Source organism: Halorubrum rutilum (assembly GCF_042665015.1).
GTDB lineage: Archaea > Halobacteriota > Halobacteria > Halobacteriales > Haloferacaceae > Halorubrum > Halorubrum rutilum.
Window position 1 is genome coordinate 21,643 of sequence record NZ_JBHTBL010000008.1, and the last position, 26,551, is coordinate 48,193.

A 26,551-nucleotide genomic window follows, 5' to 3' on the forward strand; every position below is an offset into this window, starting at 1 on the left:
TCGCCGTTCCGGACGGGGTCCGGTTCCGGGGGGACGACGGCCGACCGTATATATAAACGGCCACGCCCCCAACCGACGGTATGGCAAGCGACGCGCGTTCCGACGGACGGGCCCTCCTCGCGGCGGCCGTGGTCGGCGCGACGGCGACGGTGGCCGGCGGGCGGATCGTGGCCCGACTCACCCGCGGGCGGTTCGGCGACGCCGACGAGTACAACGCGGCGAAGGTGACGGTCTCCGGGCCGATCACCCGCAAGAGCGGGCGGCCCTCCCCGCTGTCGGGGCCGGGCGGCACGACGGCCGACGACGTGGTCGAGCAGATCGAGGCGGCCGACGAGGACGGGGACGTCGAGGCGCTCGTCGTCGAGCTCAACACGCCCGGTGGCGAGGTGCTCCCGAGCGACGACATCCGGCGCGCCGCGGCCGACTTCGACGGGCCCACGGTCGCGTACGCCACCGACACCTGCGCCTCCGGCGGCTACTGGATCGCGAGCGGCTGCGACGAGCTGTGGGCGCGCGACGCGAGCCTCGTCGGCTCGATCGGCGTCGTCGGCTCCCGCCCGAACGCGGCCGGCCTCGCCGACAAGCTCGGCATCTCCTACGAGCAGTTCACCGCCGGCGAGTACAAGGACGCCGGCGTCCCGCTCCGCGAGATCGAGGAGGACGAGCGCGAGTACCTCCAGGGGATCATCGACGGCTACTACGAGCAGTTCGTCGAGACCGTCAGCGAGGGGCGCGACATGGACGCCGAGGCGATCCGCGAGACCGAGGCGCGGGTGTACCTCGGTACCGACGCCTTGGAGATCGGCCTCGTCGACGAGCTCGGCACCGAGGACGACGTCGAGGACCGGCTCGCGGAGCTGATCGACGCGGAGCCCGAGGTCCGCGAGTTCACGCCCGACCGGGGGCTCGCGGAGCGGCTCGGCATCGGCGCGGAGCGCGTCGCGTTCGCGGCCGGCAGCGGGGTCGCGAGCGTCTTCGCGAGCGAGGGCGGCGAGGTCGACGTCGAGCTCCGGTGAGCGGGGCGTGAGCCGGGGGAAGCCGCGAGCCGATCCCCCGGACCGACGGGGAGCTTTTTATCCGGGCGGATCGAGAGTCGAGGCGTGACGACGCTGGTCATCTGCATCGACCGGTCCGGGGCGATCGGGCGGGCCACGAACGTCCCGATGCCGGTCGCCGGCTGGGAGGCGGTCCGCTCGCTCGTCACGGACGCCGGGCTCAGCGACCCGGAGGACGCCAGCGTCAACTGTCTGCTGGAGTCGCTGCGGGTCGCCCGCGACCTCCGCGACGAGCGCGAGGAGGCGGTCGTCGCGGTCGTGTCTGCCGAGAGCGACACCGCCGTCGGCGCCGACCGCTCGATCGCCGCCCAGCTCGACGACCTCGTGGACCGGTACGACCCCCGGGCCGCGGTCGTCGTCGTCGACTCGGCGGAGGACGAGCGGGTGCTCCCGATCGTCGAGTCGCGGATCCCGGTCGACTCGGTCGACCGCGTCGTCGTCCGCCAGGCCCGCGACATCGAGTCGACGTACTACCTCCTGAAGCAGTTCCTCGCCGACGAGCAGCTCCGCTCGACGGTCCTCGTCCCGTTCGGCGTCGCTCTCCTGCTGCTGCCGGCGCTGTTCTACTGGTTCTCCGCCGCCGAGGCGGTCGCCGGCGTCGCGGGGCTGCTCGGAGCCGCGCTGCTGTACAAGGGCCTCGCGATCGACCGGTTCGTCGCGGGGATGCCGGAGCGGGTCCGGGAGGCGCTGTACGCCGGCCAGGTGTCGATCGTGACCTACGTCGTCGCCGGCGGGCTCGCCTTGGTGGGCGGGTTCTTCGGCGTGCTGGCGGCCTCGGAGCTCGGGAGCGCCCCCCGGCTCGTGGAGGCGATGGAGTTCACCTACACCGCCATCCCGTGGTTCGCGGTCGCGGGCGTCACCGCGGCCGTCGGGCGGCTGCTCGACGAGCTGATCCGCGACGAGGGGATCCGGACCCCCTACCTCAACCTCCCGTTCGTCATCGGGGCCGTCTCGCTCGTCGTCCGCGGGTTCGCGGGCTACTTCCTCGCGCAGGAGGCGGTGATCGACCCGTTCGACCCGATCGGCGTCGGCGTGACTCCCGTCCAGCGGCTCGCGGGGTTCATCGTCGCGGGGATCGTCGTCTCGCTCGTCGGCGTCAAGCTCGCGAGCGACGTGGGCACGGAGACGCTGGAGGACGTCATCGACGCGGACCGGGAGACGGACGGGAACTGAGCGACGCGGGCGCGACCGCGCTCGTCGGCGGTCTCCCCGCCCCGACCGCGCCTATTCCCGCGGTCTCCCCACCCCGACCGCGCCCCTTTTGTCGGTCGCGGCCGCGTGAGCGCCCATGGACGTGTACGGACTGATCGGGAACCCGGTCGAGCACTCGCTGTCGCCGCCGCTCCACGAGGCCGGCTACGAGGCGCTCGGGATCGACGCGCGCTACGTCACCTTCGAGCCGGACGCCGACGCGGCGGCCGCGGCGGTCGCGGGCGCCGCCGACCTCGGCGTGGCCGGGCTCAACGTCACGGTGCCGTTCAAGCGCGACATCCTCGACGCGGTCGACGCCGCGCCCCTCGCCGAGCGCATCGGGGCGGTCAACACGGTCGACTTCGGCCCGGTGCGCGACGGCGACGCCGACCGCCCCCGCGGCCACAACACCGACGCGGCGGGCGTGCAGCGCGCCTTCGCGCGCCACGACGTGGAACTGGACGGGAGGGAAGCGCTCGTCGTCGGCGCCGGCGGCGCCGGACGCGCGGCGGCGTTCGCGCTGGCCGACGCGGGCGCGAGCGTCCGCGTGGCGAACCGCACCGCCGAGCGCGCCGTCTCGCTGGCGGAGGCGGTCCCCGGCGCGACCGGCGGCGGCCTCGGCGACCTCGGCGAGCGCGTCGCCGGCGCGGACGTGCTGGTCAACGCGACGAGCGTCGGGATGGAGGCCCCCGGGGAGACGCCGGTGCCCGCGGAACACCTCCACGGCGACCTCGCGGTGCTCGACGCGGTGTACGCGCCGATCGAGACGCGGCTCCTGCGGGAGGCCGCCGAGGCGGGCGCGACGACGGTCGACGGCGCGTGGATGCTGCTGTTCCAGGGCGTCGAGGCGTTCGAGATCTGGACCGGCCGGGAGGCGCCCGTCGACGCGATGAACGCGGCGCTGCGGGCGGAGCTGGAGTAGGGTCCGGAGCGGTCCGAGAGGCGCTAGACGAGTCCGGGCGTCGCCAGCAGCCCGGCGGTGACGACGAGGGCCGCGGAGAGCCCGGCGGCGCCGTAGAGGAACGGCTTCGCGTCGCGGGCGGGCTCGCGGAGCTTGCCGGCGTCGAGCCCGTCGGCCAGCTTCCCGCTCGCGACCTCGACGAGCCCGGTGATCAGGAACCAGAGCGCGATCATCGTCAGCACGAGGTGACCGCGACCGGTCCCGGTGAGCGACTCGAACGTGTACAGCGTCCCGGCCATGTGGCCGCCGGAGGCGAGGAACGCGAGGGCGGCGATCCGGGTGATCCACCGGAGGCGGCCGACGATCGACCCGAGGGCGTCGCCGTCGACGTCGCCGCGCAGCGCCGGCGGGAGCACCGCGAGGGCGACGAACAGGACGCTGCCGGTCCAGAGGACCGCGAAGCCGACGTGGACCGACCACATGACCGGGTTAACGAGATTCATACCCGTCGGATGGACCGACGTTACTTATAAACCGGCGAGACGGGCGCCCGGCGGAGCTCGGCGACCCACCGAACTCGGGGGCGGTCGGCGGCGAGGGTTTTTAAATATCCCACGGGCGTATGCCCCGTCGATGGCCCTACTGCAGAAGATCAAGGAGAAGCTCGGGTTCGGGACCGGTCGCGCCGAGCGCGACGAGACGGAGGCGGAAGTGACCGTCGAGAGCGACCCGACGGCCGAGGCGGACGCCGAGAGCGACCCCGGGGACGCGGAGTCCGCCGCCGCCGGGACCGAGGCGGCGGCCTCCACGGAGTCACTGGTCGACGGGGAGCCGGACGCGGGAGACGGCGAGAGCGAAGGCGGCGACGCGGACGGAGGCGACGCGGACAGCGCCGGGACCGACGACACCGCCGCCGAGCAGGCCGAGGCCGCCGACGCCGGGGCGGACGACGTCGCCGTCGACGCCGACGACGTCGGCACCGACGTCGAGGAGATCAAGGGGATCGGTCCGGCCTACGCCGAGCGGCTCGCCGAGATCGGGATCGACAGCGTCGAGGACCTCGCGGCCGCCGACCCGGAGGCGGTCGCCGAGGGCACGAGCGTCGGCGAGAGCCGCGCCGCGACGTGGATCGAGCGCGCGAGCGAGTTCTGAGGCCGACGGTCCCGACCGCCTCCGAGACCCCCGACCGCAACTGTTTCGTCGCGCCCGCCGAACCGACCCACATGCAGCGATCGGTACACACCGACCGGGACCGCTTCCGCGAGGTCGCCGCCGCGGCGCCCGCGGGGGCCCGGGTCCCGGTCGAGCGCCGGGTCGCCGTCGACGATCCCTTCGCGGCCTACCGCCGGGCCCGCGACGGTCCCGGCGGCTTCTGTTACGAGACCACCGGCGGGCAGGCCGGGTGGGGCTACTTCGGGGTCGACCCAATCGAGCGGCTGACCGCCTCGGGCGACGCGGCCGTCGCCGGGGCCGCCGAGGGGTCCGCGGGCGACTACCGGCGCCCGAGCCCGACGCTCGCGGCGCTCCAGGGGCTCCTCGACGGGGAGGCCCTCGCGCGCGGCGACTGCGAGGTCCCGTACCCCTGCGGCGCGTTCGGCTGGCTCTCCTACGACGTCGCCCGCGAGCTGGAGTCGCTCCCGGCGCCCGCGCCGGCGGGGCCGGGCGCGGTCGACGACCGGGGCCTCCCTCGGCTTCAGGTCGGCGTCTTCGACCGGGTCGCGGCGTGGGAGCGTCCGGTCGCCGATAATACCGAAGGGGGCACCGACGACCCCCCCGTCACGCTCCGCGTGACCGCCTGCCCCCGGGTTCCCGAGGGGCTCGGCGACTCGGACGCCGACCGCGACGCCCTCGACGCGCTGTTCGACGCGGGGGCGGCGCGGGCCGGCGACCTGATCAACCGGATCGAGACCGGGGACCCGGGCGTCGGCCCCGCCCCCGACCCCGACGCCGCGACGGCGACCTTCGAGAGCGACGTCGGCCGCGAGGGGTACGCCGAGGCGGTCCGCCGGGTGAAGGCGTACGTCCGCGACGGCGACACCTTCCAGGCGAACGTGTCGCAGCGCCTCCGGGCCCCGGCCGCGGTCCACCCGGTGGAGGCGTACGACGCGCTCCGGGCGGTGAACCCGGCGCCGTACTCCGGCCTGATCGAGTTCTCGCGGGAGGGGGAACCGGACGGGAGCAAGGGGGAACCGGACGGGAGCGAGGGCGGCGACGCCCCCGTCGGCGTCGACCTCGTGAGCGCGAGCCCGGAGCTCCTGTTGGAGCGCATTCCGACCGACGACTCCGAGCGCGGCGCTCGCCTCGTGACGGAGCCTATCGCCGGGACGCGACCGCGCGGGGCGACCCCCGACGAGGACGCGGCGCTGGAGGCCGAGCTGACCGGCGACGCGAAGGAGCGCGCGGAGCACGCGATGCTCGTCGACCTAGAGCGCAACGACCTCGGGAAGGTCTCGCGGTTCGGCACGGTCGACGTCGCGGAGTACCGCCGCGTCGACCGGTACAGCGAGGTGATGCACCTCGTGAGCCTGATCGAGGGCGAGGCGCGCCCGGACGTGGGGGTCGCCGACGCGGTCGCGGCGTGTTTCCCCGGCGGGACGATCACGGGCGCGCCCAAGCCGCGGACGATGGAGATCATCGACGAGCTGGAGGCGACGCGTCGGGGGCCGTACACCGGCTCGATGCTCGCCGCGGGGTTCGACGGCCGCGCGACGCTGAACATCGTCATCCGCACCTTGGTCCGGCACGCCGCGGAGTACCACCTGCGCGTCGGCGCCGGGATCGTCCACGACTCCGAACCCGACGCGGAGTACGAGGAGACGCTCGCGAAGGCGCGCGCGCTCGTGACCGCCATCGACGAGGCGCTCGCGGCGGGCGGGATTGCCGTCGGCGGGCCCGGGGCCGCGAGCGACCCGGAGGAGCCGGAGGCGAGCGATGACTGACGCGGCGGCCCCGGAGGGGAGGCGCGCCGACGGCGCCGGGGCGGACGCGGCCGGCGACGCCGCGGCCGGCTGGCGGGCCGGCGCCGGCGACGCCGAGGCCCGGGTGCTCGTCGTCGACAACTACGACTCGTTCGCGTACAACCTCGTCCAGTACGTGGGCGAGGTCGCCGGCGCGGTCGCGGTGCGGCGGAACGACGCGGTCGACCTCGACGGGATCCGCGCGCTCGACCCCGACGGCGTCGTCGTCTCGCCGGGGCCGGGCACCCCGGCCGAGGCGGGCGTCTCCACGGCCGTCTTCGACCTCGATCTCCCGGTGCTCGGCGTCTGTCTCGGCCACCAGGCGCTGTGTGCGAACCGCGGGAGCCGGGTCGGTCACGCCCCGGAGGTCGTCCACGGGAAGCCGTCGGCGATCACCCACGACGGGTCGGGCGTGTTCGCCGGGCTCCCCGACCGGCTCCGCGTCGGGCGGTACCACTCGCTGTGCGTCGAGCGCGACGACCTCCCCGACGAGCTCGTCGAGACGGCCCGCACGGACGAGGAGCGCGAGGTCGTGATGGGCGTGCGTCACCGCGAGCGACCCCATATCGGCGTGCAGTTCCACCCCGAGAGCATCCTCACGCCGCGGGGGAAGGCGATGGTGGCGAACTTCGCGGAGGTGTGCGAGGCGCATGAGTGAGGGATCGAGCGAGGGCGGCGCGGGCGACGAACCGCCCGGGAGCGACGCGGGCGAGGAGCTCCGGTACCACGTCGACGGCGAGCTCGCGCCCGCGAGCGAGGCGACCGTCTCGGTCGAGGACCGCGGGTTCGCCTACGGCGACGCCGCCTTCGAGACGATGCGCGCGTACGGCGGCGACGTCTTCCGATGGGACGCCCACGCCGCGCGGCTCGCCGACACCTGCGACGCCCTCGGGCTCGACCACGGTCTCGCCGACGCCGACCTGAGGGCCCGGGTCGACGAGACGCTCGCCGCGAACGGCCTCGCGGACGCCTACCTGAAACTCTCGGTCACCCGCGGGGTCCAGCCCGGCACGCTCGACCCGACGCCCGAGGTGGACCCGACCGTCGTCGTGATCGCGAAGCCGCTCCCCCGCGGCGGCGTCGACTCGGAGCCGGTCCACGGCGGGCCGGCCGCGCTCCAGACGACGAAGACCCGCAAGCCGTCCCCGCGGGCGCTCCCGGCCGGCGCGAAGACGCACAACTACCTCAACGGGATCTTGGCCCGGCTGGAGCTCCGGGTGACCGGCGCCGACGAGGCGCTCATGCTCGACCCCGACGGCAACGTCGCCGAGGGGGCGACCGCGAACCTCTTCTTCGCCGACGGTGCGGCCCTCAAGACGCCCTCCCTCGACGGTCCGATCCTCCCCGGCGTCACCCGGCGCACCGTGATCGAGATCGCCGAGGAAGAGGGGATCCCGGTGGAGGAGGGGACGTACGCGCCCGACGCGGTCCGCGGGGCCGACGAGGTCTTCCTCACCAACTCGACGTGGGAGATCCGCCCGGTCGAGACGGTCGACGGCCTCGCGGTCGACGGGGAGGGGGACGGCGTCGAAGGCCCCCTGACCACCCTGCTCTCGCGGCTGTTCGACCGACGGATAGAGGAGCGGTACTACGACGGCGAGCGGCTGTGAGTCGACGAGGGTTATTTATAAATGAACGTGCGGTGGCGCGTGCCTGCGAGGCCGCCCCGCGGCCGAGCAGCACCGCGCGAGGGAGTCGGTGGTCCGGAGCGAAGCGGAGGACCACCGACGAGGCTGGGGAGGCGTGAGGTGCGGTGCGGTCGCGGTCGGGTGGGACTCAAAGGGGCAGTCGCGAGGACGGCGCAGGCGACGCAAGCACCGTAAGGAGCGAACGAAGTGAGCGACTGAGGAGCGCAGCGAGCGTGCGCCGTCCTCGCGGCTGGGGCTTTGGAGGTGTTCACCAATGATCCGGGATCAACTGCCTATAGGCGAACGGCTGGGGCTTTGGAGGTGTTAACCGCCGTTCTTCAGTCAATCACTTATAAACGAGCGACTGAGATCGTGGCCGCCCTCACCGACTCGCCGATACCGACCCAACCGATCAAAAATCGAACGGAAACGACGTACTACCGCCACTCGTCGCGCGTCACGCAGTCCGCCTCTCGGACCGTGATCCAGCGCGTCGTCCGCTCGTCGGGATCGCGGTCCCGCTCGAAGAACGTCACCTCACCCTCACCCGAGCCGCCGTCGGTCCGCTTACAGACGAGCTCCGGGCGCTCGGCACGGACGCGCGTCGGTGACGTGGACATACGTCGCGATTCGTTTCCGATCGAATAATAAGTATTGGTTTTCGGTCGCGATCGGCGGAACAACCGTCATCGATACCGGAAATTAACCGATCCCCGAGTGAATCCACGGACCCGACTCGGGCCCCTATGACAAAAGCGGCACGGCCGGGCTCACAGCCGGACGGGAACGCCGCGCTCGTCGAGGTACGCCTTCGTCTCCTCGATGGAGTAGTCGCCGAAGTGGAAGATCGAGGCGGCGAGCCCCGCGTCGGCGTTCGCCTCGGTGAACACCTCGTACATGTCCTCGGGCGCGCCGCAGCCGGAGGAGGCGATGACGGGCGTCGAGACGGCGTCGCACACCGCCGTCATCAGCGGAATGTCGTAGCCGTCCTTCGTCCCGTCCTTGTCGATGGAGTTGACGAACAGCTCGCCCGCGCCGCGCGCCTCGGCCTCCTGCGCCCACGAGACGGCGTCGATCCCGGTACCCTCGCGGCCGCCCTTCTTCGTGCACTCGAACCACACCGTCTCGCCGTCCTCGTCCTCGTAGAAGTGGTCGCCCGCGTCGTCGTACCGGCGGCGCGCGTCGACCGAGATGACGATGCACTGGCTGCCGAACGCCGCGGCGCCCTCCTCGATGAGCTCGGGGCGTTCGAGGGCGCCGGTCGTGATCGACACCTTGTCCGCGCCGGCGCGGAGCGTCTCCTTGATGTCGGCCTTTGTGCGGATGCCGCCGCCGACGGTGAGGGGGATGAAACACTCGTCGGCGACCGCGTTGACGACGTCGAGCATCGTCTCGCGGCCCTCCGCGCTCGCGGTGATGTCGAGGAAGACGAACTCGTCTGCGCCGGCGGCGTTGTACTTCTTCGCCAGCTCGACGGGATCGCCGGTGTACTCCAGGTTCTCGAAGTTGACGCCCGTGTACACCGCCGCGTCCCCGTCGTCGTCGAGGTCGACGTCGATACAGGGGATGATCCGCTTCGTGAGTCCCATTCGTTACCGGCCGTAGGCGACCCCGGTGGTTAAAGGACGCGGGGACGGGCGGACGGCCCGGGCCGCCCGCCCGTCACTCCTCCCGCTCCCGTCGGTCGTACTTCGCGACGGCGCGGTCGGCGCGCTTCGAGAGCCCGTTCGGGTTCCGGGCCGGGCTCCGGTCGCGGCCGCGGGCGACGAGGCCGTCCGAGCTCCCGCCGGCGAGCCCGACGAGCACGTCGCGGCCGGTCGCGACCCACCGCGAGGGCGTCGACTCGCCGCGGACCACGTCGGCGGCCGCACCGAGCGCGTCCGTCGCGGCGTGCGAGCCGACCCGCGCCGCCACCGTCGGCCGGACCCCGTAGTTCTTCAGCAGTCGGTACGCGAGCGCCCGGTACTTCCAGCCCCACTCGCGGGCGCTGCGCCCGCCGTCGGCGGCGGCCGGGGTCGGCAGCTCCTTTGTCGCGGCGAGGTCGTCGCGCCACGCGACCTCGCGGTCCATCCGCGCGAGCCGGTGGGCCGCGTCGCGCGCGCCGCCGGTCCGGAGGTACTCGTCGAAGCCGTCGAGGTCCCGGAGCGTCTCCCGCCTGAAGGCGACGTTCCCGCCCGCGAAGTAGGTGACGTCGCGGCCCGCGATCGTTCGGCGTTCGGGGCCCGAGTCGCCCTCGGCGGCGTCGCCCTCGGCGGCGTCGCCCTCGGCGGCGGCGTCGACCGCCTCACCGTCGGCGGCGTCCCCGGCCGCGCGGGACGGTTCGATCGGCGTCACCGGTCCCGTCACCGCGTCGGCGGCGGCGAGCCCGGACCGGACCGCGTCGAGCCACCCCTCGCCGATCCGGTTGTCGTAGTCGACCAGGGCGACCGCGTCGCCGGTCGCGACCTCGATGCCGGCGTTGCGGGCGACGTTGACCGTGCGGTCCGAGACCTCCACGAGCACGTCGACGTCGTCGCGGTCGCGCACCATCCCGGTCGTCCCGTCCGCGGAGGGGCCGTTGGCGACGATCACCTCAGACTCGGGGGCGTGCGTCGCCAGCGCGTCGAGACAGGCGGCCAGCCGGTCCCGCCCGTTGAGGGTCGGTACGACGACCGAGAGCTCCATACGTCCGGGTATCGGGGCGAGGGATTAAAAAGGGCTCCGTGCGGTTCGGTCGGCGTTCCGGTTACGTCGTCAGGTAGTAGACCTGCTTGCGGGCGTCCTTGAAGCTGTAGCGGGAGTCGACGAGCCCCTCCTCCTCCAGGCGGTTGAGCGCGTAGCGGACGGTGCGGTCGGGGAGGAGCGACTCCTCGGCGAGGCCGCCCTGCGAGAGGGGCGAGTCGCCCTCCAGTACCTTGGCGACGAGCTTGGCGCTCGGGGGGAGTTCGCGCAAGCGGTCGCGGTACTCGCTCTCAGAGAGGCGGTCCTGGTCGGCGGTCTCCGCTGGACTGGTACTCATAACGCGGTGAACTATTCGCTTATTGGTAAAGGTTAGCTACATATTGGGGAATCCGATTGGGATAATATAATGTGTTAATATCACGTCTCGGTCCGGGCGCTTCGTTCCGGTCCGGGCGTCTGGTTCCGCTCAGAACGCCTCGTCTCGATCGGTCGGCAAAGCGTCGACCGAGACCGGCCCGTCCGGAATCGACCCGATAAGGGGGCGACGACCCGGTCGAGTCGCGGGAGGGGGACGCGGCCGCGACCCTCGGATCGCGTCCCCGTCCCCGACCGCATCCAGTACGGTTTTGTCGGTCGGGCGTGCAGTACGGACAACGTGAAGGGACAGGACTGGTACCAGGCCGACGAGGTCGCGGAGGAGTACGAGGACGTCCGATTCTCGGGCGGCGGAGAGCTCATCGATCGGCGCGAGAAGGAGGCGGTCCTCTCGGCGCTCGGGCCGATCGAGGAGGGACACCGCGTGCTGGAAGTCGCCTGCGGCACCGGTCGGTTCACCACCATGTTGGCGGACCAGGGCGCCGACATCGTCGGGCTCGACATCTCCCGGGAGATGCTCGAACAGGGCCGCGAGAAGGCGGCCGAGGCGGGGCTGTCCGACACCGTCGAGTTCGTGCGCGGCGACGCCTCCCGGCTCCCGTTCCCGGACGACCACTTCGACACGGTGGTCGCGATGCGCTTCTTCCACCTGATGGACGACCCGGTCCCGTTCGCCCGCGAGCTGCGCCGCGTCAGCGCGAACCGGGTGTTCTTCGACACGTTCAACAGCCGCAGCCTCCGGACGCTGTACACCTGGCTGCTCCCGATGGGCTCCCGGCTCTACTCCGAGCGGCAGGTCGTCGACATGCTGCGCGCGGCGGACCTCACCCTCGCCGGCGAGGAGCACGACTTCGTCCTGCCGTACGGCTTCTACCGCGAGCTCCCCGGTCCCGTCGCGAAGCCCTTCCGCGTCCTCGACGAGCTCGTCGGCGACACGGTTCCGGGCGACTACGTCGCCTCCGTCTCCTACTGGGACGCCCGCGTCCCGGCCGACGGCGACGACTGAGCGACCGCCGGCGCCTCGGGCACCTCCGATTCGGACGCGCCCGCGCGCCTCAGTACGTGTGGACGACCTCGCCGCACCGCAGGCACTCGATCGTGTCGCTCCGGAACAGCCGCTCCTTCTTCTCCGTCGGGCCGTTACACTCCGGACAGACGCCGAGGTTCCGCCCGTCGGCGACGCGGGCCGAGAGGTCGAGGAACCGGCCCTCCAGCTTCTCGATCTGTTCGGACTGCTCCTCGACCACGGACTCCAGCTCCTCGATGGTCTCCTCGCGCTCCTCCAGCGCCGACGAGAGCTCCTCCACGCGGTCCTCGTACGCGTCGAGCGCCTCCATGTCGAGCGCCGTCGCCTCCGTCTCGGTCTCGCGCTCCGTCGTTTCCTCGGTCTCGTCCGTCGTTTCGGTCTCCGTCTCGGTCTCTTCGTTCGCCATACGGGCACTACGAACGCCAGGATGGTTTAGTTTCGGGTCACCAGTAAGGCACCGACCCCCCACCTGACGAGCGATCGACCCGAAACCCGCGCCGTACCGGGCCATCGAGCGCCGATCCCGCGTCTCGAACGCCGTCTCCGGGATCCGACCCGGGCCGGGAGTCGGCGGGTCGCCGCCGCGACGCGCGAGGCCATACCTTACTATGCTGTGTCGAAGTTGAATATACTATACCACAAACACAGATTTGCGTATGGATCCGACAGTACTACAGGCAGGGTTCGACGTCCTCGGGGACGGTCGGCCCGAAACGCTGTGGCTGGGTATCGGGACGCTATTCATGCTTATCGGGACCTTCTATTTCATCGTCAAGGGCTGGGGGGTCACCGATAAGGACGCTCGCGAGTACTACGCGATCACGATCCTCGTGCCGGGCATCGCGTCGGCCGCGTACCTGTCGATGTTCTTCGGCGTCGGGCTGACCGAGGTCGAAGTCGTCGGCCGCGGCACGCTCGAAATCTACTACGCCCGGTACGCCGACTGGCTGTTCACCACGCCGCTGCTCCTGCTCGACCTCGCGCTGCTCGCGAAGGTCGACCGGGTCAGCATCGGCACGCTCATCGGCGTCGACGCGCTGATGATCGTCACCGGCCTCATCGGTGCGCTGTCGAAGACGATGCTCGCGCGGTACTCCTGGTGGCTGTTCAGCACGATCTGCATGATTATCGTGCTGTACTACCTCGCCACGAGCCTCCGCAGTGCGGCGAAGGCGCGCGGGCCCGAGGTCGCGAGTACGTTCAACACGCTGACCGCGTTGGTCCTCGTCCTCTGGACGGCCTACCCGATCCTGTGGATCGTCGGCACCGAGGGCGCCGGCGTCGTCGGCCTCGGCATCGAGACCCTCCTGTTCATGGTTCTCGACGTGACGGCCAAGGTTGGCTTCGGGTTCGTCCTCCTGCGCAGCCGCGCCATCATGGGCGACGCCGAGGCGCCGGAGCCGTCCGCCGGCGAGGCGTCGGCCGCCGACTAAGCGCTCCCGACCTCTCGCGTCGGCTGTCGAATAGCGGTTCATTTTTTACACTCATACACAATACATGTCCAACGAACCAACCGAAACCGTCGCCGTACTGAACATCACGTCGGTCATCGGGATCGTCGTCTGTTTCGCCGCCGCCGCCGCCGCGCTGTTCGCGCTGCCGACGCTGGAACGTCAGGGGATCAGCTTCGAAACCGCGTTCTGGATGGTCTCGGCGGTCGAACTGGTCACGGTGCTCGGGATCATCTACTTCATTCTTAACCTCCACGAGGAGCGCGGGTAGGTAGATCTCGGATCGCCGCCGTCGGCTCCCCGCTCAGTCCTGCGGCGTCGCCGTCCGCTCGCCGGGCTCGTCGACCGAGGGCGCGGTCTCGGCGAGCGCGCGCTCGAAGTGGTCGACGTCGACCGCGATCGCCTCGCTCGGCCCGTCGGCGCCGCCGCTTTCGTCGACGATCGTCTCCTCGATGGCGAGCATCGCGGCCTCGCGGACCAGGGCGGCGAGGTCGCCGCCGCTGTACCCCGCGGTCCGCGCCGCCAGCGCGTCGAGGTCGACCGCGGCGGTCGTCGGCGTGTTCCGGGTGTGAATCGCGAGGATCTCGCGGCGCGCCGCCTCGTCGGGTAAGGGAGTCTCGACGGCCTTCTCGATCCGTCCCGGCCGCAGGAGCGCCTCGTCGATCGAATCGGGGCGGTTGGTCGCCGCGACGACGACGACGTCCGTCAGGGGTTCGAGCCCGTCGAGCTCCGTCAGCAGCTGGGAGACGACGCGCTCGCCGGCGCCGGTGTCGTCGCCGCGCCGCTTCGGGGAGATGGCGTCGACCTCGTCGAAGAAGACGACCGCCGGCGCGTTCTCCCGCGCCGTCGCGAACAGGTCGCGCACCGCCTGCTCGCTCGCCCCGACGTACCGGTTCAGCAGCTCCGGCCCGTTCACCGAGATGAAGTTCGCGTCGCTGAGGCTGGCGGCGGCCCGCGCGAGCAGCGTCTTGCCGGTGCCGGGCGGCCCGTACAGCAGCACGCCGGAGGGCGGCTCGATGCCGGCGCGCTCGAAGCGGTCGGCGTACTCCAGCGGCCAGTACACCGCGCGGACGATCTCGCGTTTCGCGGCCTCCAGCCCGCCGACCTCGTCCCACGAGACCGACGGGACGTCGACGGCGACGTCCCGGAGTCCCCCGGGCTCGATCGACTCCATCGCGGCGTCGAGGTCGGCCTGCCGGACCGCGGTCCGGCCGTCGCGGCGCACCGCCCGCTCCAGCGCGGCGTCGACGAGCACCGCGACGTCGGCGAGGACGAACCCGTTGATCCGGGCCGCCGTCGCCGCGAAGTCGACGTCCATCGCGAGCGGGACGTCGCGGGCGACGCTCTCGAGCGCCGCCTCCCGGTCCGCGACGCTCAGCGGGGCGAGCTCGACCTCGCGGTCGAACCGCCCGCCGCGCCGCAGCGACTCGGGGACGCGCTCGGCGTCCGTGGTCACGCCGACGACGACCGTCCCGTCCCCGTCCCGCAGCTCGTCGAGCGTCTCGCGGAGGCGGTCGCCGAGCGTCGCGGCAGCGCCGTCGTCGCCGAGGACCTCCAGGTCGTCGAGGAGGACCACCGCCCGGTCGGCGTCGCTCGCGGCGTCGACGACGCGGTCGAGCCGCCGGTCGCGGTCGCCCGCGCCCTCGCCGCGGAGCCGCGCGGCCGAGGCCCTGACGAGGGTCGCGTCGACCGCGGCCGCGACCCCCTCGACGAGCGTCGTCTTCCCGGCCCCGCGCGGCCCTTCGAGCAGGAGCCCGAGCGTCGTCGGCCGGCCGGCCGCCGCGAACGACTCGCGCCCGTCGAGCCGGGTCGCGGTCGCCTCGCGGAGCTCCCGGAACGTCGCCGCGGGGACGACGTCGCCCGCGTCGGGGAGGTCGGGATCGTCGACGACCGCCGCCGTCCCCTCGTCGGTCGTCACGTCGATCTCGGTCTCCTCGCCGACGATCCCGGGCGAGGACGGCGTCACCTCTCCGACGACGAACGTCAGCGTCAGCGCGCCGCCGAGCAGCGTCGCCTCGACCTCGTCGCCGACGGAGACGGCCGTCCCGCCCAGTCGACGCCGCAGGGCCGCCGCCGCGCGGGTGAGGTCCATCGACTCGTCGAGGCGAAGGGTGACCGTCGCGGCGGGCGCGGCGTCGACCGGTTCGACCGTCACCGTGTCGCCGACGTCGACCTCGGCGTTCCGGCGGATCGGCTCGGGGAGGCAGGCCCCGCCGGGGCCGTCGTCGACGCGCGCCGCGACCGCGGCGGTGGTCCGACCGCCGCGGACGCTCACGGTCTCGCCGGGCTCGACGCCGAGGTCCGAGAGCACCGACGCGGAGAGGCCGACGCGACGGTCGCCGACCGACGCGGGGGCGTCCGCGACCGGCAGTCGAACGCTCATGTGCGGCATGGTCGGTGGGGGCTCCGGTCCGCGGCGACGCTCGTCGACTCCATGCGATCGCGTACGCGCGGCTCGCACATAGAAGCCACGACGATTCGCGCGAGGCGCGGCGACCGCGGGTCGCGGACCGCCGCCGACGGCAGCGGCGGCAGCGTTCGCCCCGCCGCGGTCGCCTCCCCGCGCCGTCGGTCCCGGTTCTCGATTTCCCCAGACCTCAGACGGATTCCTCGACGACCTCGCCGACCGCGAAGTTTGACTTGACCTCCGTGACCTCGATCTTCACCCGTTCGCCGACCTCCGTGTCGGGGACGATGATCACGTAGCCGCGCTCGACGCGGGCGATCCCGTCGCCCTGCTTGCCCAGATCCTCGATCTCGACGTACCGCATCTCGCCCGGCTCGACCGGGGGCTGCGGCCCGTCGTCGGCGCGAGAGGCGGAGACGTCGGCGCCCCCGCCGGTCTCGTCGTCGACCTTGGCCCCCGACCGGGAGACGAGCGCGACCCGATACGTCTCGCCGGGCTCCAGCGATCCGGTCTCGATCTCGCGGCGCGGGACGTCGACGACGTACTCGCCGTCGACCTCGCGGACGTCGGCGCTGAACAGACAGAGGAGCTTCTCTGAGATCTCCATAGTAGACTCCACCCGTACGTGGCGACGGACCAGTATAGTTGTACCGCCGCCGGTGGGCAACGCCTTTCTCTCGGCCCGCCGAACCGGCGCCCATGAGCGACATCGACTTCCGCTACGGCGCCGTCTCGCCCCCGATCGTGACCCCCTTCGACGCCGACGGGGACGTCGACGCCGAGGCGCTGGCGAGCCACGTCTCGACCCTCGTCGACGCCGGCCTCGACGGGATGGTCCCCTGCGGGACCACCGGCGAGTTCGCCAGCCTCACCGACGCGGAGCGCCGGACCGTCGTCGAGACGGTGGTCGAGGCGGCCGACGGAGACGTCCCGGTGATCGCGGGCGCGGCGGACACGACCGTCTCCGGCGCCCTCGACCGGCTCCGCGCCGCCGACGCCGCCGGCGCGGACGCGGGGCTGATCACGCTCCCGTACTACCACACCTCGACGGCGCCGGCGGGCCAGCGGGCGTTCCTCGACGCGGTCGCCGACGGGACGCCCCTGCCGCTGTTCCTCTACGACATCCCGTCGACGGTCGGCGAGCCGATAGACCCCGACGTCCTCGCCGCGGTCGCCGAGCGCGAGTCGGTCGTCGGGCTGAAGGACACCAGCGGGGATATCTCCGCGGTGGACGCGGCCGTCGACCGGACCCCCGACGAGTTCACCGTCGTCCAGGGCGTCGACGCCCTGCTGTATCCGAGCGCGTCGCTCGGCGTCGACGGCGGGATCAACGCCCTCTCGCAGGTGATCCCGGAGGCCTTCGTCGCCCTCGGCGAGGCGCTCCGCGCCGGCGACGACGAGCGCGCGCTGACGCTCCACCGCCGGGCGATCGCCCCCCTCTTCGAGCGGTGCGGGGACCACGGGTTCGCGCCCGCGACGAAGGTCGCGGCCGCGCACCGCGGGTTCGTCCCGGATCCGAGGGTCCGGCCGCCGCTCACGCTCCCCGACGAGGCGGCGCGCGAGGCGATCGCCGCCGACGTCGACGCGGCGCTCGACGTCGTTCGGGAATAAGCGGGCGCAGTCCCGCGATCAGTCCCCGTCGACCGGCGTCCCGTCGGCCTCCTTCGGCCCCTCCGAGTCGAAGACGACGACGTCGCCGTCGGCGCGCTCGCTCGCCGCCGGGTCGTAGCTGTCGCGGACCCCGATCGCCTCCGCCAGCTCGCGGACCGCGCGCTCCTTCAGCGACGCGGCCAGCGCCTCGGCGTCCTCGCGGGAGACCTCGCGGCCGAGCCCCTCGCACTCGTGGGCGCGGACGATCCCGGCCTCGTCGACCGCCTCGCCCATGGGCTGGCTCGTCCCCTCCAAGGCGACGCTGAACGGGTAGGTTCGGCAGATGAGCGGCCGGGCGTCGTGAACCGTACAGGCGCCCTCCCCGTCCGCCTCCTCGTAGAAGGTGCAGTCGCCGCAGTCGTCGGTCGCGAGCGCCCACTCGAACGTCTCGCCCGTTGGCTCGCCGTCGTCGCCCTCGGAGAGCCCGAACGGCATTGGGCGGGCAACGTCGCGCCAGTCGTACGACTCGCCGAACCGGTCCTCGGCCGCGGCGGCGACCTCGCGGACCTCGTCCGGGAAGACGGTGGCCGTGTGGGGCTCGCGGTCGGGTGCCTCGGACCCTTCGCCGTGACAATCGTCCTCACCGCCCTCGTCGACCCCTTCCCCCGCCGGCGCGCCGCCGGGCTCGTCAGGGGCGTAGCCGGTACAGCAGCCGCCGCAGCGCGTGCACTCGAAGCCGATCGCCTCGATCGCGTCGGCGAGGTCGTCGACGGCGAGGTCGCGGGCGCGCGAGAGCTCGGCTTCGAGCGGTTCCATGCGCGTCGCTTGCGGCGCGGTCGGGTTAACCTCGTCCCTTCGCGGGGCGGGCGGGAGGTCTCCGAGGGCCGCGAGCCGCCCGCCCGCCGAAGGAGCGAAGTGCGACCGCTCCCTATCGGACGGGCGTGAAGGAGTACGAGCGGAAGGGCCTCCTCGAACGGGTGAACCGCGAGGCCGCGACGGTGGGCGCGGACATCCCCGAGGAGATCGAGGTGCAGGGGGAGCCGATCGAGCTGCAGTCGTTCGTCTTCGAGATCAAGCGGCGCGACTCGATCCCCCCCGGCGAGCGCGACCGCGTCGAGCGCGCGAAGCGGAACCTCCGCCGGGAGCGGTTGGACCGGCTCGAACCGATCGAGGAGAACGAGGTGAGCTACGAGCGCGGCGAGGAGCTCGCGGCGTCGATCATCGGTATCGACCGCGCGCTCGACGCCTTGGAGGGCCTCAACGCGCCCGACCCGGAGACCGAGGCGGAGCGGCAGGAGGCAGCCGACCAGAAGCGCTGGATGAGCTTCCTGAAGAAGGCCCTGGGCCGCGACGACGCCGGCGGGGCGAGCGGCCGCACGCGGTTCTGACGGGACGGCGCTGACGGACGCGGCTCAGGGCGACTCGAACAGGAGCTGGTAGTCGTAGTACCGGCCCTCGTAGCGGATCCGCTCCGACCCGGACTCGGTCCATCCCGCGTCCTTGCGGACGTTGCCGTCGAGGTACGGGCGCTCCCGGAGCGTCCGGAGGACTTCCGCGTACCCGTCCGAGTACGGGTGCGACTCCTCGTACCCGCCGCGTCTGGCGGCCTCGATCACCGCCCGCGCGTCGGTCGAAAGGTCCTCGCTCTCGATCCGCGCGCCGACCGTGCGCGCCCGGAGGATCGCCTCCATCCGCTCCGGCGACTCCGCGACCGGCTCGGCGACGGCGCGGTACACGGGCTCGTGGAACCGCTCGCGGGCGACTTCGGCGCGGTAGACGGTGTCCCGGTGCAAGACGCGGTCCGGTCCGTCCGCCGCGAGCAGCTCGCTCGCGTCGATCGCCTCCGCGTCGCGGTAGACGTAGCCGCCGCGCTCCACCAGCCCGACCGGCACGCCGCCCGGGTTCCCCCGCGCCCGCGCCGCGAAGTGCGCGATCCGGACGGCGCGGCGGTCGCCCGCCGGGAGCGCCTCGCTCTCGACGGCGTCGCCGTCCCCCGCGTCGCTTCCGTTACCGTCCCCGCCGTCCTCGTCGACCTCGAACAGGCGGAGGACGGGGCGGGTCGCCGCCGCCTCGTCGACGACGACGGAGTCGAGCCGGTAGTACGTGCCGTCGTGGACGGCGTACGTCGGGTCGTCGCCCGCGGGCGGGAGCGGCGTCCGGTACTGGGCGGTGTACCGTTCCCCGTTGCGGGCGGCCGCGAACGCGGCCTCGTCCCACCGCGGGTCGGTCTCTGCGGGGTCGACGACGCCGGTGTCTCGGAGCGTCTCGCCCGCGTCGTCGAGGGTGAGCACGAGGACCTGATCGGCGGGAGTCCCGTCCGCGGGGCCGGCCGTCACCGAACCGTCGAGACAGCCGGCGACCGCGGCCGCCGCCGCGGCGAGACCCCCGGCAAGCACCCGACGCCGGGAGGGGTTCGAATCGCTCATACGCGTCGTTGGTCGGGGTCGCATAAATGGGCGGGCGTGACACAAACAGCCGTTGTGGTCTCCGGAGGCGACGCGGCCGTCGGGGCCGCAGTGAACCGAGCGCCGCGAGAACAGAGCGGCGCGTCGCCGTTCAGTTCCCGGTGAAGTCGATCCGCGAGTCGCCGCTGTCGCCGTCGCGGGTCGCGTGGCCGAGCCGGACGAACTCGTAGGCGTCGTCGGCGAGGTAGACGCCGTCGCCGTCGACGGCCACCTCGACGCCCTCCAGGACGGCGCCCTCGCAGGGACCGAAGTTGCAGTAGCCGCCGTCGGCCTCGAAGGTGGCGCCGTGCTTCTGACAGAACACCTCGCCGTCCCGGACGAACGCCCCGTCGTCCTTGTCGAGGCGCACGTCGGTCCAGTGCTGGCAGTAGTTCCGGAAGGCGCGCACCTCGCCGGCCGCCCGAGTGAGGATCGCCTCGGCCTCGGGCGTCCCGTCCGCGGCCTCGCCCACGTCGCCCTCGCCGTCGTCGACGCTCTCGGGATCGACCGGCCGCAGCGTCACGAGCAGGGTGCTGTCCTCGGGAACCTCGTCGACGGCGGCGATCCGGCGGTCCGCGTCCATACGCGTTCGTGGCCTGCGCCGGGTTTGAACGCTGTGATAGCGGCGGAAGGTCGGATCGAGGGAGCGGTGGGGTCAAAATCCCTCGTATGCGATCAGGCGCTGATCGACGGTGAATCGATTGGTATTCTCCAATAGCTTATCTATAAATGATCGACCACGGATCGGCGGTGACTACCTCCAAAGCCCCAGCCGCTCGGCCGTACGTTGTTGAGCCCGGATCGGCGGTGACTACCTCCAAAGCCCCAGCCGCTCGGCCATACGTTGTTGAGCCCGGATCGGCGGTGACTACCTCCAAAGCCCCAGCCGCGAGGACGGCGTACGCTCGCTGCGCTCCGCAGTCGCTCGCGTTGCTCGCTCCTTGCGGTGCTTTCGTCGCCTACGCCGTCCTCGCGGCTGCCCCTTTGAGTCCCGCCCGCCCGTGACCGCACCGCAACCTCACGCCTCCCCAGCCTCGCGGCTCCCTTCGGTCGCCGCGTCCCTCGCGCGTGCGGCTCGCGCCGCGTTGCGGCGCTCACCGGCACGCGCCACCGCAGTTCTACTTATAAATCCGGTCATACCCGCTCGTCGGGTATAAATAGCGAGAAAGCGCAGCGCGTCGCGTCACTCCTCGGCCGCGGCCCGCTCGGGCGAGAGGAGCCCCTCGTCGTCCAGCAGCGCGACCGTCGCCAGCCGGATCGCGTGCGGCCAGCCGAGGGGGGTCGCGCTGTCCGGCGTCCCGTCGTCGAAGAACTGCTCCGGGAGGTAGCTCGTCGGCTCGCACAGCGTTCCGCCGGGCGAGACGTGCGCGAGGAGCTCGCGGGCGCGCGCCGCGAAGCGGTCGGCCCGCGGGTCGCCGCGGCTGCGGAGGAGGACCGCGAGCTCGGCGCAGGCGTTCGCGCCCCACGCGGTCGAGACGGTCCACACCTTCTCCGAGAGCTGCCCGGCCTGCCGCCACGCGTCGCCCTCGTAGCGGATCAGTCCCGATATCTCGTCGGTCTCGCGGGCGAGCCCGTCGACGACCGTCTGCACGTGCGAGACGAGCCGGTCGAGGCGCTCCTCGTCGACGGCGCCCGCCGCGGCGTCGCCTTCGCCGTTCGCCTCGTCCGTCGCCCCGAGCGCGTCGAACGACCGGTGCGCGCTCGCCAGCGCCAGCGTCGCGGAGTCGAGCCGGTCGTCGACCGCCCCCTCGGGCGTCTCGCGGAGCGCGTAACAGCCGCGCTCGGGGACCCAGAGGTCGTCGAGCGCCTCGTACACGCGCGTCGCCTGCTCCCGGGCGTGACCGACGAGGTCGTCGGGGAGGGCGTCCGTGTCGAGGGCGGCGCCGGGAGCGGTCGCGTCGGGGCCGTCACCCGCGTCGAGGTCGCCTGCGTCGATGTCGCTCACGTCGAGGTCGTCGGCGTCGAGCCCGGCCCCGTGGAGCGCGAGCTCGCTGTACGCCTCCAGGAACGTCGCCGCGGTGTGAGCGAACCGGCCGACGCCGTCCTCCCACGCGTTCTGACAGACGACGGGGCGACCGTCGGGCTCCAGCGTCTCGTTGAGGCCGGCGAGCGCGGCGACGAGGGTCGCGTCGAGGTCGTCGACGTCCGCGCCGGCGGCCCGCGCCCGCGCGAGGTAGGCGATGACGCTCCCCGTCTGGTCGGCCTGGTAGTCCACGTCGGGGCCGTCCTCGATCCGGGCGTTCGCCCAGCCGGGCGCGAGCGCGCCGTCCCGCGGCCACACGCGGTGCGGCCACGAGCCGTCGGGGCGTTGGGTAGCGACGTACATCTCGGCCGAGCGCGCGTGCCAGTCGCCGAGCCCGAGCCCGAGCCGGTCGTCGGCGCCGAGCAGGAACGCCGAGATCTCGGCGTCGTCGCGGAACCACGTGTAGCCGTAGCCGCCGGAGGTCGCGTAGTGGGGGTCGAAGTCGGGACCGGCGATCCGGAGCCCGGACTCGGCCGAGAGCAGCGAGAGCACGCGGAGGTCGGCCACGAGCGACTCGCGGGCCGGCGCGGAGGCGGGGACCGAGGGCGTCGTCCCGTCCGCGGCCGCGGCGAGCGCGTCGACCGAGTCGAGCTCGGCGAACAGTTCGTCGAGCCGGGCGCGGGCCGCCGCACGCGTCGTCTCGGCCCGGTCGGTCAGGAGCGACGCGACCGTCGCGGCGCCGTCCTCGAACGGGACGTCGGCGATCACCTCGCCGGAGAGCCGCTCCTCGTCGCGGCGGTCGCCGTCGCGGCCGCGGGGGAGGTCGGTCGGCGACTCGTCGAGGAGCTCGTGGAACGGCGTCGGGAGCTGTCCCCGGAGGTCGGAGAAGCCGGTGGCGCTCGCGAGGAAGTCGTGCTCGTCGGCGTGGTACGCCTCGACCGCGTCGTCGTACCGGAGCTGGCCGATCCGGTCGTCGCGGCCGTCCGGCGCGAACCGGGCGTAGACGACGAGCGAGAGGGCCTCGGGGTCGACGTTCGCGTGGCCGTCTTCGCCGACATCGACCGTCGCTCGCGTGACGTGCGCGCTCCCGACCGTCGCGTCGTGACGGGTCACGGTCGCGGCGTCCGCCTCGTGGACCGTCTCGATCAGGGTCGCGTCGCCGACGTACCGCTGCTCGGTGGGGACCTCGTCGAGCCAGGCGACGTCGCCGCCCACCGCGAGGCCGATCCGCGAGCGGACCAGCCCGGTCCGCCCGGTCAGCGGGTAGCCGAAGTCGCGGAGCTCGCCGCCCTCGCCGACGTGGACCAGCCGCCCGTCGCCGCCGGAGAACCGCCCGGTCACGGTCCGCCGCTCGCCGGGGAACCGGGTGGGGTGTCCGGCGTTGCGCTTGTAGTCGTCCAGCGCGTCGCGGAGTTGCATTACGCGGCCGGACGCCCCCGCAGCGTATGAGTTTTCGGTGTCGCGACCGCTCGCGCGTTCGGCGGACGGAAACCCTCAAGCCGGGGGACGCCCGGGTACCCCCATGCACGAGCCGGGCCCCCCGCGGACGACGAGCGTCGGCGAGTCGGTCGAACTGGCGCCGCGGTCCCCGGACCCGAGCGGGACCTACGAGTGGACGGTCCGCGACGCGCCGCCCGGGAGCGCCGTCGGTCGCGGCGACGGGCCCGGGGACGAGGCGGACGGACGGGGAGACGCGGTCCTCCGCCGCGGCGCGACGGGGCGGTCGGACGCGCCGGTCGTCCGCCTCCGGCCGGACGCGCCGGGGACCTACACCCTGACGCTCGACGCGCCCGACGGGACGCACCGCCAGCGCGTGCGCGCCTTCCCGGACGAGCGCCGGGGGGTCGAACTCCGCGTTCCCGCCGCGGAGCTCCCCGTCGACGACGCCGACCGCGTCTCGCTGCTGTGGGCGCACAACGATCGGCTCCTCGGCCGCGACCGCCCCGAGCGCGACGGCGACGACTGGGTCGTCGAGACCCGCGCCCCGCCCGGCCGCCACGGGTTCGGCTTCGTCGTCGACGACGACCGGAGCACCGAGCGCGGCGGCGTCGTCGAGGTCCCCGGACCCGGACGCCCCCGCCTCTCGCTCGACGCGCGCGTCGAGGAGGGGGAAGGCGGCGAGGGCGGGGCGGGCGGCGAGAGCGACGAAGCCAGCGAGGGCGGGACGGGCGACGAGCGCGGCGAGCCGGCGGTCGTCCTGACGGCCGCGGTCGACGCGCCGCCGGCGCTGGGCGACCGCGACGAGCCGGACGGGTCCCCCGTCGACGTCGAGTTCCTCGTCGACGACCGCGACGCGCCCCCGGAGGCGGTCGCGCGGATCGAGTCGCTGGCGGACGAGACCGCGCTCGCGATCCCGATCGGCGAGCTCCCCGCCGCCGCCCTCGACGGCGACGGGCTCCGGGTCCACGCGGTCCCGCACGCGGGACGGTACGGAGCGGCCGAGACGGTGCGGATCGAGCGCGACGGCGACGCAGAGGGCCGCCCGGCGGTCGCGGTCGGGGACCCGCACGCCCCGCCCGCGTGGGCCGACGCGCCGACGGTCTACGAGGTCTTCGTCAGGTCCTTCGCGGGCGACACCCTGCCGACCACGTTCCGCGAGATCGAGCGCCGGGTGCCGTACCTGGAGAGCCTGCGCGTGGACGCGCTCTGGCTGACGCCCGTGCTCGCCTCGCCGACGGAGCACGGCTACCACGTCACCGACTACTACGAGACGGCGAGCGACCTCGGCTCGCGCGAGGCGTTCGAGTCGCTCGTCGAGCGCTGCCACGAGGCGGGGATCCGGGTGATCTTCGACCTGGTCATCAACCACACCTCCCGCGACCACCCCGCCTTCCAGCTGCACGCCGCGGGCGTCGAGGAGTACGCCGACCACTACCGGCGGACCGACGGCGCCCGCGACGTGACCGGCATCGAGTGGGCGGCGCTCGACGACGGCGACGCGCCGGAGTACTACTTCGACTGGGGGCGGATCCCGAACCTCAACTTCGACAGCCCGACCGTCCGCGCGTGGCTGCTCGACGTGGTCGACGAGTGGGCCGGCGTCGTCGACGGCTTCCGCGCCGACGTCGCGTGGGGCGTCCCGCACGGCTTCTGGAAGGAGGTCGCCGACCGCGTCCCCGACGACGTCCTCCTGCTCGACGAGACGCTCCCGCACGACCCCTTCTACGGAGAGGGGGAGTTCGACCTCCACTACGACAGCTCCCTGTACGAGGTCCTCGGCGACGTCGGCGCCGGGAGGGCGTCCGCGGACGCGATCGCCGACGCGTTCGACCGCGCCGCGTGGCTCGGCTTCGACGACCCGCGCCGCCAGATGCGCTACGTCGAGAACCACGACGAGGAGCGGTACCTCGCCGAGCACGGCCGCGACGCGCTGAAGGCCGCCGCCGCGACCGTCTTCGCGCTCCCCGGCGCGCCGATGGTCTACGCCGGCCAGGAGCGCGGCAACGAGACGTACCGCGGACCCGTGCGCTGGCACGACGGCGACAACGACCTCACCGACTTCCACCGCGACCTCGCCGCGCTCCGGGAGCGCGAACCGCTCCTCCGCGAGGGCGCCGTCGCGTTCGACGCCGCCGACGTGCGCGTCGTCGACGGCGACCCCGAGCGGGTGACCGCGTGGGTCCGGGCGGCCGCGACCGACGGCGAAGGGTCGAGCGAGGACGAGCCGGGCGGCGAGGGTGAGCGGGGCGACGACGCGCCCGCCGACGGCGACGCCCTCCTCGTCGTCGTCAACTTCGCGAGCGAGCCCGCGACCGTCGCGGTGCCGGAGGGGTTCGGGACCGACCTGTTCGGCGGGGCGGTCGTCGGAGACGGGAACCGGATCGAGGTCGACGCCGTCGCCGTCCTCGAATGAGGGATCGGCTCACTCGCGGATCGGGGCGCTCGTCAGGCCGGCGAACTCCCCGCTAGAGGCGGTGTCGACGCCGAGCCGCCAGCCGTCCGCCGCGTCGGCGACGCGCACCGCCCGCGGGGGCGACCGGTCGCCGTGCCGGCACAGTTCGAGCGCGATCGGGAGCGTCGGGAACCGGCCGTCGCGCGGGGTCAGCGCGTACCCCGACACCCGGACCGCGACGGGGTTCGCCGGCCGTCCCGGACCGTCCGCGTCGGTCGCGTAGCTCCCGACGACGCCCGCTCCCGCGAGCCGTTCGAACGCCCCCGCGACCGGGTCGGCGTCGGGCACGGCGGGGAGCCGCGACGCGGCGTCGGCCAGCACCGCGGCCTGCGCCGCCGGGTTGAGGCCGCGGCGCAGCTCGGACGCCATCGCTTCGAGGAGGCGGAGACAGAGGTCGTCCGGGTCAGATCGCTCCTCCGCGAGCGCGAAGTAGGCGTCCATGACCGCCGACTCGACCGCGTCGCGGTCGCTCGCCGAGAGCGCCTCGAACACCGCGGCCGCCGCGTCGTGACAGAACCCGACGAGCTCGCGGCCCGGGGGGCGCCCCCGGCCCGGGTCTGAGGTCCCGTCCGAGACCGGGTCGCCGCTCCCGTTCACGACCGGATCGGAGAGCGACCACGCCGCCGCCTCGGCCGCCGAGAACCGGTGGCGGTCGGCGTCGTCGCCGGGGCGACGGGCCGCGGCGTCGGGTCGACGGGAGGCGGCGTCGACGTCGAGGCTCGCGTCGGCGGAGCCGGGACCGAGCGCGTCGTCGGTCGCGTACTCCTGGCGGACGATCACGTCGTAGTACGGGACCTGCGGGTCGTACCGACGGAGCGCGTCGCGGTACTGCTCGGTGGCGCGGGCCGCGGCGCGCGCGGCGGCGCGGCTCTCGAAGCGGAGCCCGGCCGCGGGGACCGGCCGGTCGCCGTAGCGGGCGCAGACGAGCGAGTAGTCGCCGTCGGCGTCCGCGAGCGCCTCGATGTGGTCGCTGATCTCGACCAGCGTCGTCCCGATCACGTCGCGGTCA

The 26,551-nt window shown here is 73.3% G+C and carries 26 protein-coding genes; 13 read left to right on the plus strand and 13 right to left on the minus strand.

Annotation, left to right across the window (positions count from 1 at the left end; all coding sequences use genetic code 11):
• Positions 1-80 precede the first annotated feature (80 nt).
• The 3 genes from sppA to ACFQMF_RS09325 all read left to right on the plus strand — a co-directional run bounded on the left by sppA (position 81) and on the right by ACFQMF_RS09325 (position 3,168).
• Positions 81-1,016, plus strand: coding sequence for a signal peptide peptidase SppA (sppA, locus tag ACFQMF_RS09315; protein WP_256408819.1), 936 nt, complete (start codon positions 81-83; stop codon positions 1,014-1,016).
• Positions 1,017-1,100: 84 nt separating this feature from the next.
• On the plus strand, positions 1,101-2,228 hold the full coding sequence (locus tag ACFQMF_RS09320) for a DUF373 family protein (RefSeq protein WP_256408820.1): 1,128 nt from the start codon (positions 1,101-1,103) through the stop codon (positions 2,226-2,228).
• Between the two features lie 115 nt (positions 2,229-2,343).
• Positions 2,344-3,168 (plus strand): shikimate dehydrogenase, encoded by an 825-nt coding sequence (locus tag ACFQMF_RS09325; RefSeq protein ID WP_256408821.1) that lies wholly within the window; start codon positions 2,344-2,346, stop codon positions 3,166-3,168.
• A 23-nt stretch (positions 3,169-3,191) separates the two neighbouring features.
• Here the strand turns inward: ACFQMF_RS09325 and ACFQMF_RS09330 are convergent, their stop codons facing one another.
• Complete coding sequence (locus tag ACFQMF_RS09330; protein WP_256408822.1) at positions 3,192-3,650, minus strand: transporter; 459 nt, start codon at positions 3,648-3,650, stop codon at positions 3,192-3,194.
• Between the two features lie 130 nt (positions 3,651-3,780).
• On the opposite strand from ACFQMF_RS09330, the gene ACFQMF_RS09335 reads away from it, so the two are divergent.
• The 4 genes from ACFQMF_RS09335 (at position 3,781) to ACFQMF_RS09350 (ending at position 7,714) form a co-directional block, all read left to right on the plus strand.
• Complete coding sequence (locus ACFQMF_RS09335; RefSeq protein WP_256408823.1) at positions 3,781-4,299, plus strand: helix-hairpin-helix domain-containing protein; 519 nt, start codon at positions 3,781-3,783, stop codon at positions 4,297-4,299.
• A 71-nt stretch (positions 4,300-4,370) separates the two neighbouring features.
• Positions 4,371-6,086 (plus strand): anthranilate synthase component I family protein, encoded by a 1,716-nt coding sequence (locus tag ACFQMF_RS09340; RefSeq protein ID WP_256408824.1) that lies wholly within the window; start codon positions 4,371-4,373, stop codon positions 6,084-6,086.
• Entirely contained in the window at positions 6,079-6,762 is a 684-nt protein-coding gene (locus tag ACFQMF_RS09345) for an anthranilate synthase component II (RefSeq protein ID WP_256408825.1), read from the plus strand. The genes ACFQMF_RS09340 and ACFQMF_RS09345 overlap by 8 nt, the downstream gene beginning before the upstream one ends.
• Entirely contained in the window at positions 6,755-7,714 is a 960-nt protein-coding gene (locus ACFQMF_RS09350) for an aminotransferase class IV (protein ID WP_256408826.1), read from the plus strand. Before ACFQMF_RS09345 ends, ACFQMF_RS09350 begins: the two co-directional genes overlap by 8 nt.
• 455 nt (positions 7,715-8,169) lie before the next feature.
• Here ACFQMF_RS09350 and ACFQMF_RS09355 read toward each other — a convergent pair whose 3' ends face one another.
• From ACFQMF_RS09355 to ACFQMF_RS09370, 4 genes are all read right to left on the minus strand, one after another.
• A complete protein-coding gene (locus tag ACFQMF_RS09355) occupies positions 8,170-8,352 on the minus strand; it encodes a DUF7511 domain-containing protein (RefSeq protein ID WP_256408827.1) in 183 nt (60 codons plus the stop codon).
• A 150-nt stretch (positions 8,353-8,502) separates the two neighbouring features.
• Positions 8,503-9,321, minus strand: coding sequence for an imidazole glycerol phosphate synthase subunit HisF (gene hisF, locus ACFQMF_RS09360; RefSeq protein ID WP_256408828.1), 819 nt, complete (start codon positions 9,319-9,321; stop codon positions 8,503-8,505).
• 73 nt (positions 9,322-9,394) lie between these two features.
• Positions 9,395-10,396 (minus strand): glycosyltransferase, encoded by a 1,002-nt coding sequence (locus tag ACFQMF_RS09365; protein ID WP_256408829.1) that lies wholly within the window; start codon positions 10,394-10,396, stop codon positions 9,395-9,397.
• 61 nt (positions 10,397-10,457) lie between these two features.
• The gene (locus ACFQMF_RS09370) at positions 10,458-10,730 is read right to left on the minus strand and encodes a helix-turn-helix domain-containing protein (protein ID WP_092562049.1); all 273 of its coding nucleotides are present in this window, start codon (positions 10,728-10,730) and stop codon (positions 10,458-10,460) included.
• Positions 10,731-11,048: 318 nt separating this feature from the next.
• Here ACFQMF_RS09370 and ACFQMF_RS09375 point away from each other — a divergent pair, with 318 nt between their 5' ends.
• Positions 11,049-11,774, plus strand: coding sequence for a class I SAM-dependent methyltransferase (locus ACFQMF_RS09375; protein WP_256408830.1), 726 nt, complete (start codon positions 11,049-11,051; stop codon positions 11,772-11,774).
• Between the two features lie 49 nt (positions 11,775-11,823).
• Here ACFQMF_RS09375 and ACFQMF_RS09380 read toward each other — a convergent pair whose 3' ends face one another.
• On the minus strand, positions 11,824-12,201 hold the full coding sequence (locus ACFQMF_RS09380; protein ID WP_256408831.1) for a hypothetical protein: 378 nt from the start codon (positions 12,199-12,201) through the stop codon (positions 11,824-11,826).
• Positions 12,202-12,451: 250 nt separating this feature from the next.
• Between ACFQMF_RS09380 and ACFQMF_RS09385 the strand changes: the two genes are divergently transcribed.
• Both ACFQMF_RS09385 and ACFQMF_RS09390 read left to right on the plus strand, forming a co-directional pair.
• Complete coding sequence (locus tag ACFQMF_RS09385) at positions 12,452-13,228, plus strand: bacteriorhodopsin (protein WP_256408832.1); 777 nt, start codon at positions 12,452-12,454, stop codon at positions 13,226-13,228.
• A gap of 64 nt (positions 13,229-13,292) precedes the next feature.
• Positions 13,293-13,517 (plus strand): hypothetical protein, encoded by a 225-nt coding sequence (locus ACFQMF_RS09390; protein ID WP_256408833.1) that lies wholly within the window; start codon positions 13,293-13,295, stop codon positions 13,515-13,517.
• 33 nt (positions 13,518-13,550) lie between these two features.
• Here the strand turns inward: ACFQMF_RS09390 and ACFQMF_RS09395 are convergent, their stop codons facing one another.
• Positions 13,551-15,629, minus strand: a complete 2,079-nt coding sequence (locus ACFQMF_RS09395) for an AAA family ATPase (RefSeq protein ID WP_256408834.1) — start codon at positions 15,627-15,629, stop codon at positions 13,551-13,553.
• Between the two features lie 214 nt (positions 15,630-15,843).
• A complete protein-coding gene (locus ACFQMF_RS09400) occupies positions 15,844-16,260 on the minus strand; it encodes a TRAM domain-containing protein (RefSeq protein ID WP_256408835.1) in 417 nt (138 codons plus the stop codon).
• Between the two features lie 92 nt (positions 16,261-16,352).
• Between ACFQMF_RS09400 and ACFQMF_RS09405 the strand changes: the two genes are divergently transcribed.
• Complete coding sequence (locus ACFQMF_RS09405; protein ID WP_256408836.1) at positions 16,353-17,264, plus strand: dihydrodipicolinate synthase family protein; 912 nt, start codon at positions 16,353-16,355, stop codon at positions 17,262-17,264.
• An 18-nt stretch (positions 17,265-17,282) separates the two neighbouring features.
• Here the strand turns inward: ACFQMF_RS09405 and ACFQMF_RS09410 are convergent, their stop codons facing one another.
• A complete protein-coding gene (locus tag ACFQMF_RS09410) occupies positions 17,283-18,059 on the minus strand; it encodes a YkgJ family cysteine cluster protein (RefSeq protein ID WP_256408837.1) in 777 nt (258 codons plus the stop codon).
• A 125-nt stretch (positions 18,060-18,184) separates the two neighbouring features.
• On the opposite strand from ACFQMF_RS09410, the gene ACFQMF_RS09415 reads away from it, so the two are divergent.
• A complete protein-coding gene (locus ACFQMF_RS09415) occupies positions 18,185-18,631 on the plus strand; it encodes a DUF5788 family protein (protein WP_256408838.1) in 447 nt (148 codons plus the stop codon).
• Positions 18,632-18,655: 24 nt separating this feature from the next.
• Here ACFQMF_RS09415 and ACFQMF_RS09420 read toward each other — a convergent pair whose 3' ends face one another.
• The 3 genes from ACFQMF_RS09420 to ACFQMF_RS09430 form a co-directional block, all read right to left on the minus strand.
• A complete protein-coding gene (locus ACFQMF_RS09420) occupies positions 18,656-19,669 on the minus strand; it encodes a hypothetical protein (RefSeq protein ID WP_256408839.1) in 1,014 nt (337 codons plus the stop codon).
• Between the two features lie 130 nt (positions 19,670-19,799).
• On the minus strand, positions 19,800-20,270 hold the full coding sequence (locus ACFQMF_RS09425) for a Rieske (2Fe-2S) protein (RefSeq protein WP_256408840.1): 471 nt from the start codon (positions 20,268-20,270) through the stop codon (positions 19,800-19,802).
• Between the two features lie 600 nt (positions 20,271-20,870).
• Positions 20,871-23,069 carry a DUF7997 domain-containing protein gene (locus ACFQMF_RS09430; protein ID WP_256408841.1) on the minus strand — a complete coding sequence of 733 codons (2,199 nt, stop codon included), beginning with the start codon at positions 23,067-23,069 and terminating at the stop codon, positions 20,871-20,873.
• A gap of 103 nt (positions 23,070-23,172) precedes the next feature.
• Between ACFQMF_RS09430 and ACFQMF_RS09435 the strand changes: the two genes are divergently transcribed.
• On the plus strand, positions 23,173-25,503 hold the full coding sequence (locus ACFQMF_RS09435) for an alpha-amylase family glycosyl hydrolase (protein ID WP_256408842.1): 2,331 nt from the start codon (positions 23,173-23,175) through the stop codon (positions 25,501-25,503).
• Between the two features lie 9 nt (positions 25,504-25,512).
• Here ACFQMF_RS09435 and ACFQMF_RS09440 read toward each other — a convergent pair whose 3' ends face one another.
• Complete coding sequence (locus ACFQMF_RS09440) at positions 25,513-26,541, minus strand: DUF7551 domain-containing protein (RefSeq protein ID WP_256408912.1); 1,029 nt, start codon at positions 26,539-26,541, stop codon at positions 25,513-25,515.
• Positions 26,542-26,551: the final 10 nt, after the last annotated feature.